At 65.9% G+C, this 18,707-nt stretch carries 18 protein-coding genes; 8 read left to right on the top strand and 10 right to left on the bottom strand.

The window, feature by feature from the left end:
* The first annotated feature begins 32 nt into the window (after positions 1-32).
* Together IED13_RS06705 and IED13_RS06700 are read left to right on the top strand one after the other, a co-directional pair.
* Complete coding sequence (locus tag IED13_RS06705; protein ID WP_260368377.1) at positions 33-1,172, top strand: glycosyltransferase family 4 protein; 1,140 nt, start codon at positions 33-35, stop codon at positions 1,170-1,172.
* Positions 1,169-2,425, top strand: coding sequence for a hypothetical protein (locus IED13_RS06700; protein ID WP_191123740.1), 1,257 nt, complete (start codon positions 1,169-1,171; stop codon positions 2,423-2,425). Before IED13_RS06705 ends, IED13_RS06700 begins: the two co-directional genes overlap by 4 nt.
* A gap of 841 nt (positions 2,426-3,266) precedes the next feature.
* Here IED13_RS06700 and IED13_RS06695 read toward each other — a convergent pair.
* The 9 genes from IED13_RS06695 to IED13_RS06655 all read right to left on the bottom strand — a co-directional run bounded on the left by IED13_RS06695 (position 3,267) and on the right by IED13_RS06655 (position 12,009).
* Positions 3,267-4,244 (bottom strand): type II secretion system F family protein, encoded by a 978-nt coding sequence (locus IED13_RS06695; protein WP_113252766.1) that lies wholly within the window; start codon positions 4,242-4,244, stop codon positions 3,267-3,269.
* A gap of 9 nt (positions 4,245-4,253) precedes the next feature.
* Positions 4,254-5,231, bottom strand: a complete 978-nt coding sequence (locus IED13_RS06690) for a type II secretion system F family protein (protein ID WP_113252765.1) — start codon at positions 5,229-5,231, stop codon at positions 4,254-4,256.
* A 30-nt stretch (positions 5,232-5,261) separates the two neighbouring features.
* Positions 5,262-6,701 (bottom strand): CpaF family protein, encoded by a 1,440-nt coding sequence (locus IED13_RS06685; protein WP_191123739.1) that lies wholly within the window; start codon positions 6,699-6,701, stop codon positions 5,262-5,264.
* A gap of 75 nt (positions 6,702-6,776) precedes the next feature.
* Positions 6,777-8,045 (bottom strand): CpaE/TadZ family protein, encoded by a 1,269-nt coding sequence (locus tag IED13_RS06680; RefSeq protein ID WP_191123738.1) that lies wholly within the window; start codon positions 8,043-8,045, stop codon positions 6,777-6,779.
* Positions 8,042-8,785: a CpaD family pilus assembly protein gene (locus tag IED13_RS06675; RefSeq protein WP_113252762.1), complete on the bottom strand. Its 744-nt coding sequence runs from the start codon at positions 8,783-8,785 to the stop codon at positions 8,042-8,044. Before IED13_RS06675 ends, IED13_RS06680 begins: the two co-directional genes overlap by 4 nt.
* A gap of 29 nt (positions 8,786-8,814) precedes the next feature.
* Positions 8,815-10,266, bottom strand: a complete 1,452-nt coding sequence (locus IED13_RS06670) for a type II and III secretion system protein family protein (protein WP_191123737.1) — start codon at positions 10,264-10,266, stop codon at positions 8,815-8,817.
* On the bottom strand, positions 10,263-11,045 hold the full coding sequence (gene cpaB, locus IED13_RS06665; protein ID WP_113252760.1) for a Flp pilus assembly protein CpaB: 783 nt from the start codon (positions 11,043-11,045) through the stop codon (positions 10,263-10,265). The genes IED13_RS06670 and cpaB overlap by 4 nt, the downstream gene beginning before the upstream one ends.
* Before the next feature lie 121 nt (positions 11,046-11,166).
* Positions 11,167-11,679, bottom strand: a complete 513-nt coding sequence (locus tag IED13_RS06660; protein WP_113252759.1) for an A24 family peptidase — start codon at positions 11,677-11,679, stop codon at positions 11,167-11,169.
* Between the two features lie 156 nt (positions 11,680-11,835).
* Positions 11,836-12,009 carry a Flp family type IVb pilin gene (locus IED13_RS06655; protein ID WP_113252758.1) on the bottom strand — a complete coding sequence of 58 codons (174 nt, stop codon included), beginning with the start codon at positions 12,007-12,009 and terminating at the stop codon, positions 11,836-11,838.
* Between the two features lie 450 nt (positions 12,010-12,459).
* On the opposite strand from IED13_RS06655, the gene IED13_RS06650 reads away from it, so the two are divergent.
* From IED13_RS06650 to IED13_RS06625, 6 genes are all read left to right on the top strand, one after another.
* Positions 12,460-12,936 (top strand): pilus assembly protein N-terminal domain-containing protein, encoded by a 477-nt coding sequence (locus tag IED13_RS06650; protein ID WP_191123736.1) that lies wholly within the window; start codon positions 12,460-12,462, stop codon positions 12,934-12,936.
* Between the two features lie 148 nt (positions 12,937-13,084).
* Positions 13,085-13,693 (top strand): TadE/TadG family type IV pilus assembly protein, encoded by a 609-nt coding sequence (locus IED13_RS06645; protein ID WP_113252756.1) that lies wholly within the window; start codon positions 13,085-13,087, stop codon positions 13,691-13,693.
* A 2-nt stretch (positions 13,694-13,695) separates the two neighbouring features.
* Positions 13,696-14,289: a TadE/TadG family type IV pilus assembly protein gene (locus IED13_RS06640; RefSeq protein WP_318652226.1), complete on the top strand. Its 594-nt coding sequence runs from the start codon at positions 13,696-13,698 to the stop codon at positions 14,287-14,289.
* A gap of 112 nt (positions 14,290-14,401) precedes the next feature.
* Complete coding sequence (locus IED13_RS06635; RefSeq protein WP_191123734.1) at positions 14,402-15,076, top strand: response regulator transcription factor; 675 nt, start codon at positions 14,402-14,404, stop codon at positions 15,074-15,076.
* A complete protein-coding gene (locus IED13_RS06630; RefSeq protein ID WP_191123733.1) occupies positions 15,073-16,440 on the top strand; it encodes a sensor histidine kinase in 1,368 nt (455 codons plus the stop codon). Before IED13_RS06635 ends, IED13_RS06630 begins: the two co-directional genes overlap by 4 nt.
* Before the next feature lie 301 nt (positions 16,441-16,741).
* Positions 16,742-18,079 (top strand): patatin-like phospholipase family protein, encoded by a 1,338-nt coding sequence (locus IED13_RS06625; RefSeq protein WP_191123732.1) that lies wholly within the window; start codon positions 16,742-16,744, stop codon positions 18,077-18,079.
* On the opposite strand, the gene IED13_RS06620 is transcribed toward IED13_RS06625, so the two are convergent.
* Entirely contained in the window at positions 18,080-18,601 is a 522-nt protein-coding gene (locus IED13_RS06620) for a retropepsin-like aspartic protease family protein (protein WP_142022404.1), read from the bottom strand. It abuts the gene before it with no gap.
* Positions 18,602-18,707: the final 106 nt, after the last annotated feature.

The raw sequence follows: 18,707 nt of genomic DNA, 5'->3' as shown, positions 1-18,707 counted from the left end.
CGGACCGACGCGGCCTCGAACGGAATTGGATCGTGACGCTCCGTATCGCCTGCATACATCAAGGGTACGAACTCTACGGCTCGGACCGCAGCTTCGCCGAAAGCGTCGCGGCGCTGCGCCAAGCCTACCCTTCGGCTGAGATCGAAGTCGTGCTGCCGCGCGATGGGCCGATCCGCCGGCTGCTCGAAGGCAACGCGAGCCGGATCGTCGTCGAGCCGCTCTGGGTGCTCCGCCGCAAGGACCTGCCGCGGCTGGTCGCGACCGCGCCGATCGCCCTGCCCCGCGCCATCTTCCGGGCTGCCCGCCGCTTCAGGCGCTCGGACCTCGTCTACATCAACACCTCGGTCATCGTGGACCATGTGCTGGCCGCCCGGTTCTTTCCGGGCAAGGCACTCCAGCACATCCACGAGATCCCGGAAGGCGCGACCCGCACGCTGCTGCGGCGGCTGATCCTCTGGGGTCGCGCCCGCCTGATCTTCAACTCCCGTGCGACGCGCGAGGCCTTCGAGGCTCCGCCCGGTATCCCCTCCGACGTCATCTATAACGGCGTCGCCGGTCCTGCCGACTGGGCACCGACCGACTATGACGGGCAGCGCTCCTTGCGCGTGCTGATGCTCGGCCGGATCAACCGCATCAAGGGGCAGGAGGTGCTGCTCGCCGCGCTGGCATCCCTGCCGCCGGAGATCCGCGACCGCATCGAGACCCGCATCGTCGGCAGCGCCTTCGAGGATCCCGGCCTCGAAATTGCTCTGCGCGAAGCCGTGACCAGCGCCGGCCTCGCCTCCCATGTCAGCGTCGAGCCTTTCCTCGACGATCCGACCCCGCTCTATCGCTGGGCGGATATCGTCACCGTGCCGTCGCGCCGGCCGGAATCGCTCGGCCGCGTCGCGATCGAGGCGATGGCCTTCGGCCGCCCGCCGCTCGCCTCGGCCATCGGCGGGTTGCGCGAGGTCGTGGCCGACGGCGTCACCGGCCGCCTCCTGCCGCCGGGCGATGCCGACGCGCTGGCACAGGCTCTCGCCGCCATCGTCAGCCATCCGAAGGCTCTCGCGCCGATGGCGCAGGCCGGTCGCGAACGCTTCAATGCCCTGTTCAGTGAGCAGGCCGTCGCGCAGGCGATTGCAGCAGTCGCCGCCGACATACTTCGCCAGGGCTCGAGCCGCCCGCGATGAACCTCCAGGCCCTCCGCCATATCGTGCTGCGACTCGTCGTCATGGTCGGCGGCGAGGCGATGCAGAGCGCCTTCCATCTCGGCCTCAATATCGCGCTGCTGCATTCCGTATCCGCCCGCGACTACGGCATCTTCGCCCTGGTGATGGTCGTCGGCGGCCTTGGCCTGACCTATATCCGCGCCTTCACGGCGCTGCCTGCCAGCATCGCGATCGCCCAGAGCCGCGGCTCAGGCGCGGCCGGTGCCTATGAGGTCAGCTTCGGTTCGGCTGCGATGCTGCTGTCGCTGCTGCTCGGCCTCGTCGTCACCGGCGTCCTCGGCGTCTGGCTCGACGAGGGCGCGCTGTTCGGCGGGGCCTTCATCGGGCTGTGGTCGATGCGCGCGCATGTCCGCACGGTCCTGTTTGCGCGCAATCGCCAGATGCTGGTGAGCCTCAGCGATCTCACCTTCACCCTCTGCGGCGCTGCCGGGACCGCCTGGGTGATATGGGACGGCACGCATATCCTCCAGCACACCTTCGCGGTGATGACGGCAGCCAACGCGCTCGGCATCGCGGTGCTGTTGATCCTCTCGCGGCGGCGCCCCCTGCGGATCAATTTCGGCCGGCATGTCTGGCGGCGCTACCGCAAGCTCTGGCGCGAGCTCAAATGGTCGGTGCTGAGCGTGACGATCACCAACCTCCAGGGCCAGGGCATGGCCTTGATGGTCGCGGCGATGGCGGGTCCCGCGGCCTATGCCCCGATCGCGGCGGCGCTGGTCAATTTCGTGCCGCTGCGTATCGTCTCCACCGCCTTCGCCAACATGATGCATCCCGAGCTCTCAAAGCTCATGGCGCATCGCGATTTCGCCAAGGTCGGGCAGCGGCTGCGGCGCTGGCCCCTGCCGCTCGCCTGCCTCGGCATCCTCTACGGCATCGTCGTCCTGATCGCCCTACCCTTCATCGAGCCCGACAGCCTCGAAGGCACGCGCTTCTTCAAGATTTCCGTCCTGGCCTGGGTGATGAGCAGCCTGCCGATGCTCTATGTCATGCCGCGCATCTGGCTGGAGATCGCGCAGGACTACCGCTCTATCGCCATTCTTTCGGCCATCGCCGCCGCGGCCGGCTTGCTGCTCGTCTTCGTGCTGCTGCTGACCGTCTCACCGTCCTGGGCCCTGCTCGGCGGCGCGCTCTCGGAGGTCATCGTGCTCATCGGCTCCTGGGTGATCGTCCGGCCACGGCAGCGCGCAGCCGAGCAAGCCGCCAGCCGACGCTGACGCGCCGATGGCAAGCATAGGCAATATCTATTTGCCTGCGCCGCCCCTCGGCTGAAATCCTGAGATCGATGGTTCGCTCGCCATGGCAAAGCGGACCTACGTCCCGTAGCAGCTCCCGCCCGGCTTGGCGAAGAGGAGTAAGCGGTGTCTGGAGGGCACGTTACCAACGTCAGAGGGCAATGCTCGGCCTTAGCCACCACAGGAGCAGAGTCGCTGCAGCCAGGGGTCCGAACAAGAGCAGTGCGAAATCGTACGCTAAAGGAGCATGCGGTTTCCCCGAGGTTCTCAGCTAATTGGCGCTCGGGCACAGATCGGGCTGAATGCTCGCGTCGACAGACCTCCAGACTGCCGGAACGGGGCGAAGCCCGACTTGGCCGGGCGTCGCATGTCAGACTGCGGAACTTTTCCGACAATCGCGGTAACACTATGCCTCGCTCTTCAACAGCTCGGTCGTAGTCCACATCCGTTGCGATCCCACCATGTTCCGATACGCAGCAGTGCTAAAACTGTTCGAATTTCTGCGCCACTTTGCGCCTCGCTGCGCCAGTCATTCCGCGTTCCTAGAAGAGCCGCGTGATTGGAATAATGGGCGCTTCTCGCGCCATCCCATCACAACAGTGTCGTGCTGCGGGCTACGCAAAAGGACGGGTCTGCAAGCACCAGTGGCAACGGGTTCAATGGATTGCACAGAAAGTTTGGGCAATTCGATTTTATTTAAAGCTTTGAATTACAAAGGTAATTTCCATATGCGCCCTGTGCATATCGCGCTGAGGTGAGCCACTGTCAGGCTCAGGTTAAATGAGACAGGCTCATTTTGGGTGAGATCCTACACTCGGCGCGCTTACTGCCACTTGAAGACCTGGACCAGCGCCGGTGTCATGATGATGACGAACAGCACCGGCAGGAAGAACAGGATCATCGGCACGGTGAGCTTCGGCGGCAGGGCGGCGGCCTTCTTCTCAGCCAGGTTCATGCGCTGGTCCCGGCTTTCCTGAGCGAGCGTCCTGAGCGCAGTGCCGAGCGGCGTGCCGTAGCGCTCCGCCTGGATCAGGGCGGTCGAGACGGATTTGACGCCCTCGAGCCCGGTTCGCAGCGCCAGGTTCTCATAGGCGAGCCTGCGTTCGGCTAGATAGGAGAGTTCGGCCGTGCATAGCGCGAATTCCTCGGCCAGCGCCACGGACTGGCTGCCGATCTCGGTCGAGACCTTGCGGAAGGCATGCTCGATCGACATGCCGGATTCGACGCAGATCAGCAGGAGGTCGAGGGCATCGGGAAAGGCCTGGCGCATCGAAGCCTGGCGCTTGCCGATCTGGTTGGACAGGAACAGCTCGGGAGCCTTGATGCCGAGATAGGCGGCCGCGATGGCGATACCGCACCGGATCATGAAAGGCTGGCCGAAATCGTTGAGCACGAAGACGTAGAGGAGGGTGAACAGGAAGAGGCCGACCGGGACGGCAAGCCGGAAGAACAGGAAGCCGATCTCCGCTTGCGGGCCCCTGTAGCCCGCCATCGAGAGTTGCCGCTTGGCAGTCTCGGTGCCGAGCCAGTCGCCCAGTTTGAACTGTTCGACGATGCGGCGCATATAAGCCTTGGGTTCCTGACGCAGGCTCACCTTCTCGCCTTGGCGGTTCAGCCTCTCGCGTTCGCGCGCGCGGATCTTGTCCCGTTCGGTCGCGACGTTCTTCATCCGCTTCTGCAGGCTGTTGCCCTCTGTCAGCGGGATCGCGATGGTCAGCACCGTGGCCGCCGCGGCGACAGCCGCCAGCAAGGCCAGCAGGAACTGTGGATCGGTGGCCTTGGTGATGATTAGGGACAGCATCGCATCGCCTCAGATGTCGAAATTGATCATCTTGCGCATCACCAGCACGCCGATGAGCATCCAGATGCCGCTGGCGACCAGTGCGAACTGGCCGACCTGGGTCAGCCAGAGCAACTCGATGTATTTCGGCGTCGTCAGATAGACGAGCGCGGCGACCACCGGCGGCAGCGACCCGATGATCGCCGCCGATGCCTTGGCCTCCATCGACACCGCCTGGATCTTGTCGCGCATCTTGCGACGTTCGCGCAGCACGCGCGAGAGGTTCCCGAGGGTCTCGGATAGGTTGCCGCCCGTCTTCTGCTGGATCGCGATGACGATGCCGAAGAAATTCGCCTCGGCGCAGGGCATCCGCTCGAACAGTTTTACCGCCGCCTCCGGGAGCGGAAGGCCGAGCGCCTGCGCTTCGATGATCTGGCGGAACTCGCCGCGCACCGGCTCGGCCGCCTCGCTGGCGATGATGCGCAGGCAGTCATTGACCGGCAGGCCGGCCTTGATGCCGCGCACGATCACGTCGAGGGCATTGGGGAACTCGATCCCGAACTTCTTGAGCCGCCGGGTCTTGCAGCGCTTGAGGAACCAGACCGGCAGACCGAAGCCTCCGATGAAGAGACCGACGGCGCCGAGATAGGGACTGCCGCCGGCGATGAGCAGCAGCAAGCCCAGCACCACGGCCGTCGCCGCGCTGATGACGTAGTATTTCTGCCGCGACCAGCTCAGCCCGGCCTGGCTGATGCGGTTTTCGAGCGTGACCTTGTGGCGGGCGTTTTCCCGGTTCTCGATCTCTTTCAGGCTCTGCGCGATCTGGCCACGCTTCATCCGCGCCTGGGTCTCCCGGTCCATGCCGCGCGCCGCGACCGGGGTCGCGAACTCCTTGCGTCGCTTCTCGGCGCGCTTCTCGCCGCTGAGCATCGGGTAGAACAGCGCATAGAACACGCCGCCGACCGCGAGCATGGCCAGAACGGCGACGGCGAGGACGCTCGTGTTCATGGCCTGCCGATCCTGCCGGGGCTGCTGCGATCAGGCGACATGGCCCTCGCTCATCTGTTCGAGCTGGTCGAGGGCTGCAGCCAGGCGCTGCTCCTCCCCGAAATAGCGGGCGCGTTCCCAGAAGCGAGGCCGTCCGACGCCGGTCGAGCGGTGGCGCCCGGTCAGCTTTCCGGCGGCGTCCTCGCCCAGAATCTCGTAGGTCATCAGGTCCTGGGTGATGATGACCTCGCCTTCCATGCCCATCACCTCGGTGATGTGGGTGATGCGGCGCGAGCCGTCGCGCATGCGCTGGGCCTGGATGATCACGTCGACCGAGGAGCAGATCATCTCGCGCAACGTCTTCGAGGGCAGCGAGAAGCCGCCCATGGTGATCATCGATTCGATACGGCTCAGGCACTCGCGCGGCGTATTGGCGTGCAGCGTTCCCATCGAGCCGTCATGGCCGGTATTCATCGCCTGCAGCAGGTCGAAGGCCTCAGGCCCGCGCACCTCGCCGACGATGATGCGTTCAGGGCGCATGCGCAGGCAGTTCTTGACCAGGTCGCGCATCGTCACCGCGCCGGTGCCCTCGAGATTGGGCGGGCGGGTCTCGAGGCGCACGACATGGGGCTGTTGGAGCTGAAGCTCGGCGGCGTCCTCGCAGGTGATGACGCGCTCGTCATGCTCGATATAGTTGGTCAGGCAGTTCAGCAGCGTCGTCTTGCCGGAGCCCGTGCCGCCGGAGATGACGATGTTGCAGCGGACCTTGCCCATGATCTTCAGGATCTCGGCGCCCGGCGGCGAGATTGCGCCGAACTTGGTGATCTGGTCGAGCGTCAGCTTGTCCTTCTTGAACTTGCGGATGGTAAGCGCGGGCCCGTCGATGGCCAGGGGGGGGGCGATGACGTTGACGCGGGAGCCGTCGGCGAGGCGCGCGTCGCAGATCGGCGAGCTCTCGTCGACACGCCGGCCGACCTGGCTGACGATGCGCTGGCAGATGTTCATCAACTGTGCGTTGTCGCGGAAGCGGATATTGGTGAGCTGGATCTTGCCGCCGGTCTCGATGAAGGTGCGGGATGCGCCGTTGACCATGATGTCGGCGATGTCGTCGCGTGCCAGCAGCGGTTCCAGAGGGCCATAGCCGAGCACGTCGTTGCAGATGTCGTCGAGCAGTTCCTCCTGCTCGGCGATCGAGAGCACGACGTTCTTCAACGAGATGATCTCGTTGATGATGTCGCGGATTTCCTCCCGCGCCGATTCGGCATCGAGTTTCGCGAGCTGCGACAGATCGATGGCCTCGATCAGCGCCCCGAAGATCATGCTCTTCATCTGGTAGTATTCTTCGGAACGCGGCGTCTCCTGGGCCGCGACTTTGCGCTCCTCCGACAGGGACGCGACCGGCTCGGTCTTGCGCGGCGCCGTGGCGGCGGCAGGAGCTCTCGGGGCCAGGACTGGCGCGGTCGCAGCGCCTGCGGATCGCTTGCCGAACATCTCAATCGTCTCCGGCGCGGGCGCTCGCGGCGCCGGGCGCCGCGATGAAGTCGAAATCTGGGAGGCCGCGGCGCGTCATGAGGCTTTGCGGCGCTTCAGCTTGGAAACCAGCGGCTCAAGCAGGCTGCGCCTGCCGCGCCGTGCCTCGCCACGCCCGGTGAGCGCGCTGGCGATCTGAGTAAAGGCCTCGTTCGCCTTGCTGCCGGCTTGCACCTCCGCGATCATCTGGCCGTTGTTCGCAGCCGTTCCGAAGAGCTGGGCATCGAAGGGGATCGTCGACAGCACTTCGACGCCGAGTGTCTTGGCGAATTCGGCGGCGGCGATCTCCGGCCGCTTCGGCATCCCGACCTGGTTGAGAACCAGCCTGGCGCCGGTGTCGTTGGGGCGCGCGGCGCGGGCGAGGTCGATGAAGTTCTTGGCGTTGCGCAGCGAGGCGAGCTCAGGCTCCGCCACGATCACGATTTCGTCCGCGCCCAGCAAGGTGCGCTTTACCCAGGCGCCCCATTGATGTGGAACGTCGAGCACGATGTAGGGCACGCTCGCGCGCAGCAGGTCGAGCAGTTGCTCGAGCGCTTCCTCACCGAGATCGATGGTCCGGTCGAGCATCGCCGGCGCCGCGAGCAGCGCGAGGTTGTCGCTGCAGCGCGAGAGCAGCCGGTCGAGCATATTGGCGTCGAGGCGCTCGGGAGCGAAGACCGCCTCGGCGATGCCTTGCGGCGGATCCTGGTTGAAGTTGAGGCCGGCTGTCCCGAAGGCGATGTCGAGATCGACGATGACGGTCGAGGCGTCGAGGCTGCGGGCGATCGCCCAGGAGATGTTGTGGGCGACCGTCGAAGCGCCGACGCCGCCCTTGGCGCCGGTCACGGCGATGACGCGCCCGAGATGGCGGGCCTCCGGCGCGATATAGAGCTCCGACAGGGTGCGCAGCACGTCGAGCGTTTGGAGCGGAGCGATGAGATATTCGCTGACGCCACGCCGGATCAGGTCGCGATAGAGCTGGACGTCGTTGACATGGCCGATGACGACGACCTTGGTGCCGGCATCGCAGCTCTCCGACAACGCGTCGAGATTGGCGACCAGCGTCGCCGGATCGGAGACGGTTTCGAGCACAATGACATTGGGCGTGGGCGCGGCGCGGAAGGCTTCCACCGCTGCGGCGGGCCCACCCATCTGGATGCGGGCATGGGCCTTGTCCATGCGCCGGTCCGCCACGACCCCCTGCATGGCGGCGGCCACCGCCGGCGTTTCGCAAAAGGCCTGAAGCGTGATGCGCGGCAGCGGCGCCACGATCTCCTCGTTGCTGGTCGTACCCGGCTGGATCTCGCCCGATTCGGGAAACGTCATGTCCCGCCTCCGACCGTAGAGTTGATCTGCGGCGTCGACGACCGATACTCCGTCGACGGATCCTTGCCTTCGCGGATCTTGGCAATGGCGCCCATGCGCTTGACGATGTCGGGCCGGCCCTCGTTGCGGGAGCGCACGAGATCGATCGGATCCGCGACCTGCGTGGCGAGCGTCGCCTGCGTCGCGCAGCCGAAGTTCCAGTAGGGCTCGTTGGAGGCGGAGAACTTGAAGTCCGAGCTGCCGAGATCGGTCGGCCATTGCCCGCATTCATGCGGCAGCGTCGCCTGCAGCGAGGCGAAGGTCAGCCGGATCGGCGAGGCCAGGCCGGGATCCCGGACCGGGTAGGTCCGGACGGAGAGCGCGCCGGGAGAGACGCCGCCGCGCGCCAGCGCGGCGCGGATGCCGCCCAGCGTGTCGCGGGCCGCGAGGTCGCGCCGGTCGCCCGTCGGAACCTCAGCGACCATTCCGCCTCGTCCGGAGCGGCGATATTCGCGGGCGAAATCGACGACGTCCTCGCTCTGGCGCCGGTCGAGCGCAGCGCCCGAACGGCCGACGAAGACGTCGAGGGAGCGGGGAGCATCCTTCAGCACGATCGGATGCCTTTCACGCACGTCGACGGGCGCGAGCGAGGCGGTTGTCTCGGCCTTGCCGGCGCATCCGGCCGCCAGTGCACCGGTGACGAGAAGAGCGGCGACCATCCGCGCGGAGGGCGGGGAGCCGGATCGGGAGCGTGCGGTCATCGTCAGGCCATCCACTTCTTGTGACGCGCTCAGTCGGCGATGAAGCCCACCCGGCCCCGATAGGCCTGGGGAACCGCGCCGCCGCCGCTGCCATAGATCTTGTTGAGACGCCCGAGCAGGATCGCCTGGGCATCGTGGGATTCGACGAAGCCGTCATCGGGGCGCTGAACCTGGGTCGGCTGCATCGGCTTGGCGATGTAGGGCGTCGCTGTGATCATCAGCTCGGTCTCCTCGCGCTGGTAGTCGCGCGAGCGGAACAGCGTGCCGATGACCGGCAGGTTCATCAGGCCGGGCAGACCGTTGAGGGACTGTTTCGAGATGCGCTGGATCAGGCCGGCCGTGGCCAGCGTACCGCCGGAGGGCAGCTCCACTGTCGTGTCGGATTTGCGCACCCGAAAACCGGGCGCGTTCAGGCCGGACTGGTTCGACTCGCTGATGCGGAATTGGTTCTCGAAGTCGAGTTCGGTGACTTCGGTGGCGATTCGCATGCTGATCTTGTTGTCCGACAGGACAATTGGCGTGAAATTCAGCGTGACGCCGATCGGCCGGTACTCGATCGTCACCGTGCAGGTCTGCCGGTTGAAGGTATCATAGGAGCAGCTCTGTCCCTTCGGGACCGGAACCTCACCACCGGCCGTGAACTTCGCCGTCTCGCCCGAGATCGCGGTCACCGTCGGCTCGGCCAGGACGCGGGCCATGCCGGCGCGCTCCAGCGCGCGCAGCGTGAAGTTCTTGGCGTTGCCGAGACCCGCGGTAATCGCCGTGGCGGAGAGGGCCTGCGGCTGGATCGGCAGCGGATTGTCGATCGAGGGCGTGACCGAGAAATTGCCGAGCTTCCATTCGCCGGTAGAGTTGATGCCGAGTTGCTTGATCGCCTTGCGCTGCACCTCGGACACCACGACCTTGACCATGACCTGGTCGCGATCCCGGATTGTCAGCGAATTGATCACGGTTCCCTTCTTGTCGGTCTTGTCGGAGACGCCGACGAAGGCATTGGCGATGTCGACAGCCTGGGTCGCCTCCGAGGCGTTGGGCACGGTGCCGATCAGTAGGATCGAGTCGCCGGCCGGCTTGATCTCGATCTGCGAGTTCGGCAGTGCGGTCCGCAACGTCTGGCGCAGCACGTTCAGGTCGCGCCCGACATTGATCTCGAGCGCGGTGATCTGGCGCCCCTCGCTGTCCATCACGAACATCGAGGTCGCGCCGTCGGCGATGCCGATGACGAAGAGCTTGCGCGCTGTCCGGACCACGGCGTTGGCGACCTTCGGGTTGGCGACGAAGACCTCCTTGGCATCCCGCGGCAGTTCCACGACGAGTGACCGGCCGATCGAGAGGTCGAGCTTGCGCGAGAGCGCGTATTCGCTGGTGCCGACATTCAGGACGGGCGCCGGCCCGGTCGCCTGCGCGAAGGCGTGGGAAGCCGACAGCAGGAGCGCGGCAGCGAGGCCGGTGGAGGCGAGGCAGGCGGGCGATCGGATCATGGCTTCACGCTCTTGCTGGTGACGCCATAGCGCACGAGGGTCATCGAGTTGTCGTTCCGGGCCGGGAGAGCGGCATTGTCGCCGGCGTCCTTCAGGCTGCGCAGGGCCAGCGAGAGCGTTCCGGTCTTCTGGCCTTGGACTAGGATCTCGACCTGTCCGGGATCGACCTCGAGGGTGGCGGTCTCGCCGACGACGACCTTCTCGCCGTTGCGCTCCTGCACGTTCTGGCCGATGGCGAGGACGCGGATGTTCCGCAGCAGGGTTTCGCTGACGAAGGCTTCCCCGCGGCCCGTCGTCGATTCGCCCTTCCAGGTGCAGATCACGTCGACGCGGTCGTTCGGCAGGATGAAGCCGCCGGCCGTGCTGGCGCCGCGGCTGTCGGTCGAGATGGCGAGCGCGCGCATGCCGGGGGGAAGGACGGCCGAAAGGAAGCCGGTCCCATCGGTCCTGATGAGCTTCTCGCGACGGATCGGTTCGGCGGCGAGCACCGCATAGCGCGCGAGCTGCCCGACGATCTCCTTCTCGGCTTCCGGAGTCTCGTCCTTGCGAATGACGCCGGCCGGCACGCTGGCGAGCGGCCAGTCGAGCCAGCGCAGGTCGTTCTCCGCAACGGTGTTGCCGACGGGGATGTCGCCGGCTGCCACGAGGACGGACACGGTCGGGGCGGCTTCGACCTTGGCGACCGGCGCCGGTTCCTGGGAGGGGCCCTGGACGAGCAATGCCGCGCCAAGCCCCGCCGCCAGCGCGACCGCCAGGATAATGATGCGTGCAGGACTCATTCGGACTGATCCCCCGGCCGAGATGGCTGGCTCCTAGCCGGGATCGTCGTCTCGAAACGTCAACTTATGGTTAATCGGACGTATATTTTTCGAATCTACCGCCGGGCTTGGGGGGGCGGTCTCAGAGGCCGATCGCCGCTCGCCAGATCGCGGTCTCGGGGAGCACGAACAGGGCCGCGAAGGCCAGCGCGATTCCGTAGGGGACGCCCTGATTGGCAGCGTGGAGTCGCCGGGCCCAGCTCCAGTGCTCGGCCGGCGCCGGCAGCGGCCGGGCGCGAAGCTGAACGATGAGTAGGGTCAGGACACCGCCGAACAGGCCGGCGACCGTGAGATAGGGCATCAACTGGTCGAAGCCGAACCACAGGGCCGTGGCGGCCGCGAGCTTGGCGTCGCCGCCGCCGATCCAGCCGGCGGCGAAGAGGCCAAAGGCGACGACGAGGACGAGCCCTCCGGCCGCCAGATGCCAGCCGATTTCGCGAAGGTCGAGCCCGAGCAGCGCCGCGCTCACGGCGAAGCTTGCGATCAACGCAAGGCAGAGCCGGTTTGAAATCGTCATCGAGACGAGATCGCTGGCCGCGGCATAAGCCATCAGGAACGGGAAAACCCCCAGCAGGATGATGAGCGGAAGCGACATGGCATGGCCCGTTCGATGCGACCCGAAGGATGTCACGCAGGTCTCACCAAAGCCTTACGCTGATGGAGAGGAACTGCTGCTCTTAACGAAAGAAGAACGCCCCGGCATGGCCAGGGCGTTCGACAGGCAAGGCCGTGTTTTGCGGCCCTTATGCGATCAGGTCGGAGCGACGAGCTTGTTGCTGATGCCGGTGAACAGGCCGCTCAGCTTGGTGCCGAGGGCGGTCATGCCGGTGATGGCGACGACGGCGACGAGGGCTGCGATCAGGCCGTATTCGATGGCGGTGGCGCCGGACTCGTCCTTGACGAAGCGAGCGAAAACGTTGGTCATGTGAGAACTCCTTACCACGGTTTGACTGCTGCCTTCGCTCTAGCTGGCTTCGGTCAGCGACAGGAACGACGTTAGCGGGAGCGTCTTGCCGAACGGTTAAACGGAACGAAGAATTCGAGTGGAATAAAAAGCAATTGTTCCGTGGTTAACGCGCGATTTACAAGATTAAATACCAAAGATCCGCAATTATATTTGAGTAAATCTAAATCAATTTCGGTAAATATTCAATTTAAGGATTTGCAAGAACGGAGTTGATTCGCGGGTATTTCCCATGACGAAAAGCCTCTCGCGATTTCTTCCCCTCGGTCACGCTCGGCTGACGCTCGAAAGAACGTTGCGCCAGCGAGGTTTAGGGTTTGGTTCATCATTTTGCGCTTTGCTGGCCGGGTCGCAAACTTCGAGGCGCCGCCCATGTTCACTCTCCGGAGCTCGGCAGGACATCGTTCCCGCATGTGCCGGACCCTCGCAGGCCTGCTGCTTGTGCCGTTTCTGTCGATCCAGGCCGCGCTCGCGGCGCCGCAATCCGCGACATTGGAAAGCGTCGTGGTGCTGGTCGACCACGCCAAGGTCGTCCGCCTGCCGGAAAGGGCGCAGACCGTCATCGTCGGAAATCCGGCGATTGCCGATGTCGCCGTTCAGCGCAACGGGGTGATGGTTGTGACCGGCAAGAGCTTCGGGGTCACCAATCTCATCGCGCTCGATGCCGGCGGCGCCCTTCTCGCGGAATCGCTCGTGCGCGTGAGCGCGGCTTCCGATTCCGTACTGACCGTCCAGCGCGGCATGGATCGCGAGAGCTATTCCTGCACGCCCGAGTGCCAGCCATCGGTGCAACTCGGTGATGCGCAGAAATATTTCGGTGAGGCGGGGGCGCAGACGTCGAGCCGCAACGCGCTTGCCACGGGTCGCAGCGGCGCGCCGCCGCAATGAGCGGCTGGCGGGCCATCCGCCTTTGGTAAACGAAGTCTTCCCGCTGCTTTCGAGGAAGCTCGTCGGGCTCTAACCGATCCGAAATTCTTTGGCTGTAAGACGTCCGCATCGGGCGAGGGCTCGAGAGCAGCAGCGGATTGCGGATCGGATGACATCTCTTCCCCCCCATGCCGACGACGATGGACCTCGCGGTCGCGGCAGGATGCGGCTGATCGGGAGGTTCCGGCGCGCGCAGGACGGCGCCGCCGCCATCGAGTTCGGCATCGTCGCGGTGCCGTTCTTCGCCCTGCTCTTCGCGATCATCGAGACGGCGCTGATGTTCTGGACGAACCAGGTGTTGGAGGAATCGCTGTCTCAGGCCTCGCGCCGCCTGCTCACCGGCCAGGCGACGAGCCGCTATAACTCGTCGAATCCGGCCTTGAACGCCCAGGCCTTCCGCAACGACATCTGCGCCCTGGCACCGATGGGCCTGATCGATTGCTCCAAGCTGTTCATCGACGTCAAGGTCTACACGAACTTCGCCGGTGCGAGCTCCGGCACGACCAGCCCCATCGCCAATGGCGCGCTGAACACCAACGGCTTTGCCTATAATCAGCCGCAGCCCGGCCAGATCATCGTGGCCCGCGCCGTGCTCGATTATCGCCTGTTCCTGACGGCCTGGGCTTCGACCTCGCTGGCCAATATCGGCGCGGGCCACCGCGCGCTCGTCGCAACGACGACGTTCCGGGCGGAGCCTTTCACGGCGGGAGGTTCCTGAACATGTCAAGGAACGCGATGGGGCAGCGATGGCGCCGCTTTCGGCGCAATACGGAAGGATTTGCACTGGTCGAGTTCGCCATGGCGCTGCCGGTGATGCTGGTCGCCTATTGTGGAACCGTCGATGTCGCACAGATGGTGATGGCCGACCGCAAGGTGACGCAGTTGACCTTGGCGCTGGCCGATCTGACTGCTCGGGTCTCTGCGGTCGCTCCCGCCGATGTCGAGAATATCTTCGATGCGGCGCAGACCGTGCTGATGCCGTTCGACTCCGCGAATATCAGCATGGTCGTTTCCAGCGTCGTCATCGATGCCGGCGGCATCGCCAAGGTCTGCTGGAGCAACCAGCGCAACGGCCAGGCGCTCGCGCGCGGAACGACGGTGCCGTTGCCGGACAGCATTCGGGTACCCAGCACCTCGGTGATCATGGCGAAGGCTAGCTACAAATACACGCCGATGGTCGGCTATGTCCTGACCGGCACCTTTACGCTCGGTAATGATCCGATCTATACGCGCCCGCGTTCGGGCCAGGCGGTCGGCTCAGCCAGCATCGAGCAGGTCGTCCGCACCGGGACGCCCCCCTGCCCGACCTTCTGAGGGGCGCCTCGCGGCGCCGCAGGTCAGTGAAGGCAGGGGTTGCCCAGGGCACTTTACGGCCTGGGCTGGACATGCGACCGCTGCGTCGCAACGTAGCAACCGGGCCGCATCGATGCGTATTCTCCTTGTCGAGGACGAGCCTGAGATGGCGGCGGCGCTGCGGGCTGCCCTCGGCCAGAACGGCATGGTGGTGGACCATGCATCGACCTTGGCCGAAGGCGAGGAGGCGATCGCGACGAGCGTCCACAGCGCGGTGCTGCTCGATCGCAACCTGCCCGATGGCGACGGCCTGACGCTGCTGGCCAGCCTGCGTGCCCGAAAATCGACGGCACCCGTCATCGTCCTCACCGCGCGTGGCGAGCTCGGCGAGCGGATCAGGGGCCTCGACGTCGGGGCGGATGATTATCTGGCCAAGCCCTTCGCGGTCGAGGAGCTCCTGGCGCGGCTGCGTGCCGTGCTGCGCCGGCCTCATGATCTGGCGCCGGACATCCTGCGCATCGGCGGCCTCGAATTCGATTGGCACCATCGCTGCGCCACCGTCGAGGGGCGCGTGCTCGAGCTGCCGCGTCGCGAATTGCTGGTGCTCGAAACGCTGTTGCGCCGGCATGGACGAACCGTCCAGCGCTCCGCCCTGGAAGAGGCCGTCTATGGCTTCGATGACGAGATTCAGTCGAATGCCCTCGACATGCATGTCTCGCGTCTCCGGCACAAATTGGCGAAGGCCGGGGCGAAGCTGGAAATCCACGGCATTCGCGGCATCGGATATCTGCTGAAGCGGGCGGCATGATCCGGCCCGTCCCTTCTTCATATTCCTTGAAATGGCGGCTTGTCCGGCGCCTGCTCGCCCTCCAGGCGGCGCTTTTGTCGCTTCTCGTGCTGCTGATCGTTGGGGCGCTCTATCTCGGCGGTCATCTGTTCAATTTCGAATCCGAGGATGTCACCATCGATGCCTTGAAGACCGCGGTCGTGCGCGGTACCGATGGTGGTCTCGCATTGCAGGCGACGCCGGAGCTCGAGCGGTTGCGCTCCACCGTGCCCGACCTCTGGTTCATCGTGCGCGATCGGCAGGGACATAAGCTGACCGAGGGTGCGCCGCCGCCTCATTTCGCGCGCATGGGCAATGGTCTGGACGATGTCGGCAATGCACGTCTGGGCTGGAACCTGGGGGATCCGCCGCGAGCCAACGCCCAGATGCGCTGGATCGCGAGTGCTGCGGGCGAGATCCAGGTCGTGACCGGGCCCGGGGCCGAAGCGCCGCTGGGCTGGCTGATACAGGCCGTCCTGATCGTCTTCGCAAGCTTCGTCCTGCCGGCGCTTGCGGTCATGGCGCTCGCCACCGTCGTGGGGACGCCGACGGTTGTCAGCCGCGCGCTCGGGGGGCTCGAAGCCGTCGCCGGGGAAGCGGAGCAGATCGATCTCGACCGTCAGGGCGCGCGGCTCACCGCCACCTTCACCCCGAGCGAGGTGACGCCGCTGGTCGACGCGGTCAACCGCGCCTTGCAACGGCTCGACGAGGGCCATGCTCGGCGCAAGCGCTTCCTCGCCGACGCGGCTCACGAACTGCGCACGCCCATCGCGATCCTGCAGACGCGGTTGGAAACGCTCGAGGACACACCGCAGCGTGTACGGCTGTTGGAGGATGTCGCGCGGCTTGCCGTCATGGCCGAGCAATTGCTCGATCTGCAACGGCTGGAGCGGGATCGGGAGGTCTTCGTCGCGCTCGATCTCGTCGCGCTGGGGCGGCGCGTCGCAGTCGATCTCGCGCCCCTCGCCATCGCCGGGGGCTACGAACTGGCTTTCGAGGCGGAGGCCGAACCTGTTGACGTCTTTGGCGATCGGGCCGCGCTCGAGCGGGCTCTGGCCAATCTGGTGCAGAACGCCATCCAGCATGGCGGGCGACGCGGGACGATCACCATCCGCGTCGGCCATGAACGCACGGTCGATGTCACCGATGAAGGATCGGGTATCCCTGCCGAAGAGCGGGAGCGCATCTTCGAGCCGTTCTCGCGCATGGCGCCGCGGGATCGCGGCGCTGGCCTCGGCCTGCATCTGGTGCAGGAAATCGCCCGGCTCCATGGCGGGTCCGTGGCCGTGCTGGATCGCTCGCTCGGGGCCTGCTTTCGCCTGAGCCTGCCCCGACCTGCTTGCTGACGACCATGTGCCGCGCTGCCGGGCCGACGCGGATAATGCTGGGATAATCGACGCAGGCGATGCCGGATCGCCCGCGCAATCCCGACGATGAGGACCTGTCGCGGCGGAGATGGCACGCGACATGGTTTCACGACTGCTCCGGCGACCGGGCGCCGACGACACGCGAAAGCGGTGCCCTCTCGCCTCCGGAGACATTCCGCATGTTTCCGAAGCGCGGGAACGCTCCCTCGCCCTGTTCCATCGCATGTTCGTCGAGCAAGCCGGGGCCCGCTTTGCTCGAAAATGCGCTCGCGTCACGACGATGATGCTCGCGCTCGGCCTCTGTGCCTGCGCGAGCCCGTCGAACCAGCCCTCCAATCTGCCGCTGGCGGAAACGACGGCGTCGCTCCACACGTCCTCTTTCCCGGACGAGACGGGATCGACCGCGATCATTCTGGCTTTCTCCGGGGGCGGAGCGCGTTCGGCCGCCTTCGGCTATGGCGTGCTGTCGGCCCTGGCGGAGCAGCCCGCGCGCGACGGAACGGCGCTGACGCTGGCGGATCAGGTCGCGGCGGTGGCCGGCGTTTCCGGCGGCGGCATCCTCGCCGCTCATTTCGCCTTGTACGGCCCGGCAGGGCTCGGCGCCTTCAGGCGGGACTATCTCGACCAGGATCCCGAGGCGGCCCTGCGGACGGCGATCACACCGGTCAATCTGCTGCGCGGCTATCGCGGCGGCGTCAACGATCTGACCGGCTTCGGGGCCTGGCTCGACACACACCTCTATCACGGCGCGACCTTGGGGAGCCTCGGCCGTGGCAAGGGCCCCCTCCTTCTGCTGCACGCGACCGATCTCTACAACCGCGCGCCTTTCGCGTTCGATCGCGCAAGCTTCCGGGCGATCTGCAGCGACTATGACAGCTTTCCGCTGGCCCATGCCGTCGCCGCCTCCTCCGCGGTGCCGGTCCTGTTCGCGCCGGTCGTTCTGGAGAATTTCAGTCCGGACTGTCCGCTTTCGGCCCGAAAAGCAGCGACGCCCGGAAGGTCGACCCTCGCCCGCCATGTCGAGGAATCGCAGAAGCGCTACGAAACCGAAGCGGATCTGCGCTATCTCAAGCTGCTCGATGGCGGCCTGGTCGACAATCTCGCGGTCCACAACCTCGTCAGGGCCATGAACCGGCCCACTCCGGCCCCTTTGCGTGCCGGCGCGGCCCGCCACCTCCAGCGCGTCATCCTCATTGTCGCCGACGCGTCGCTACGCATCGGCGGCGACCTCTCGAAGACTGTGGAAGGGCCCGGCGCTGTGGACACGATCACCGCTTCGATCGATGCGATGATCGACACGGGGAGCCGTACCGGTCTCGACATGCTCGAGCACGAAGCCGGGCTTTGGCGCGAGCGATTGATACGGTGGCGCTGCGGCGGCAAGGACGCGGAGCGGGATTGCGACAGGCTGGATGTTACGGTGGTGCGGCTGTCGCTGGCGGATGTGCGGGACGCGGCGGAGAAAGCCCGTATCCTTCAACTCAGCTACAAGCTGTCGCTGAAAGCGGACGAGGTCGATTTCCTGTTCGGGCTCGGCCGCCGGCAGCTTTTGGCGAATGCCGATTACCGCCGCCTCTTCGGCGCGCGGGGCGCCTTGCGAACCGTCGCGGCGAGATAATCAGCCGCGCAGCACCATCCGCCCGGTCTGGACCTCATAGCCTTGCAGCTTGCCGAGGAAGGAGTTCCCGAGCAGGCTCATCGAGAGCGCTCCGGGCGGCATCACCACCGCCTCGACATTGCGGACGATGATCTCGCCGAGCCGGATTTCCCGCAGCATGGTGCTGGTCGCGGCCACCGCGCCATTGGCGGTGTTCAGCATCATGCGCCGGCCCTGCCTGTCGGGCTTGATCCCGAGCGCCCGGGCATCGTCGGCCGTGAGCGCGACGATGCTGGCCCCCGTATCGACCATCATCTTGACCCGGTAGTTGTCGATCGTCGGATGGACGATGTAGTGGCCGCGATAATCGGCGGCGACGGCGAGCGTCGTCGGTCCACGCGGTGCCGGCGCCCGGGAGGTCGTCGACGCGGCTGTCGCCATGGGCTCGGCCTCGACCTTGGGGGCGAGCCATTGCGTATAGGATAGCGCGACGCCGATGGCGGTTGCTGCCACGCCCAAAGCCCAGCTCGACGGATTCGCCACGGCTCCTCGCTCCGCTTCTCGCAAGCAGGGCCTCCCGCGACATGGGGCGGCGGCACTGCTCGGGGCGGAGCATCACGCCGTCAAGCCTGACGAAGCGTGAACGGCG

Source organism: Allobosea spartocytisi (assembly GCF_014764685.1).
Taxonomy (GTDB): domain Bacteria; phylum Pseudomonadota; class Alphaproteobacteria; order Rhizobiales; family Beijerinckiaceae; genus Allobosea; species Allobosea spartocytisi.
The sequence above is the reverse complement of the archived record's forward strand: the minus strand, read 5'-3'. Positions and strand labels throughout refer to the sequence as shown.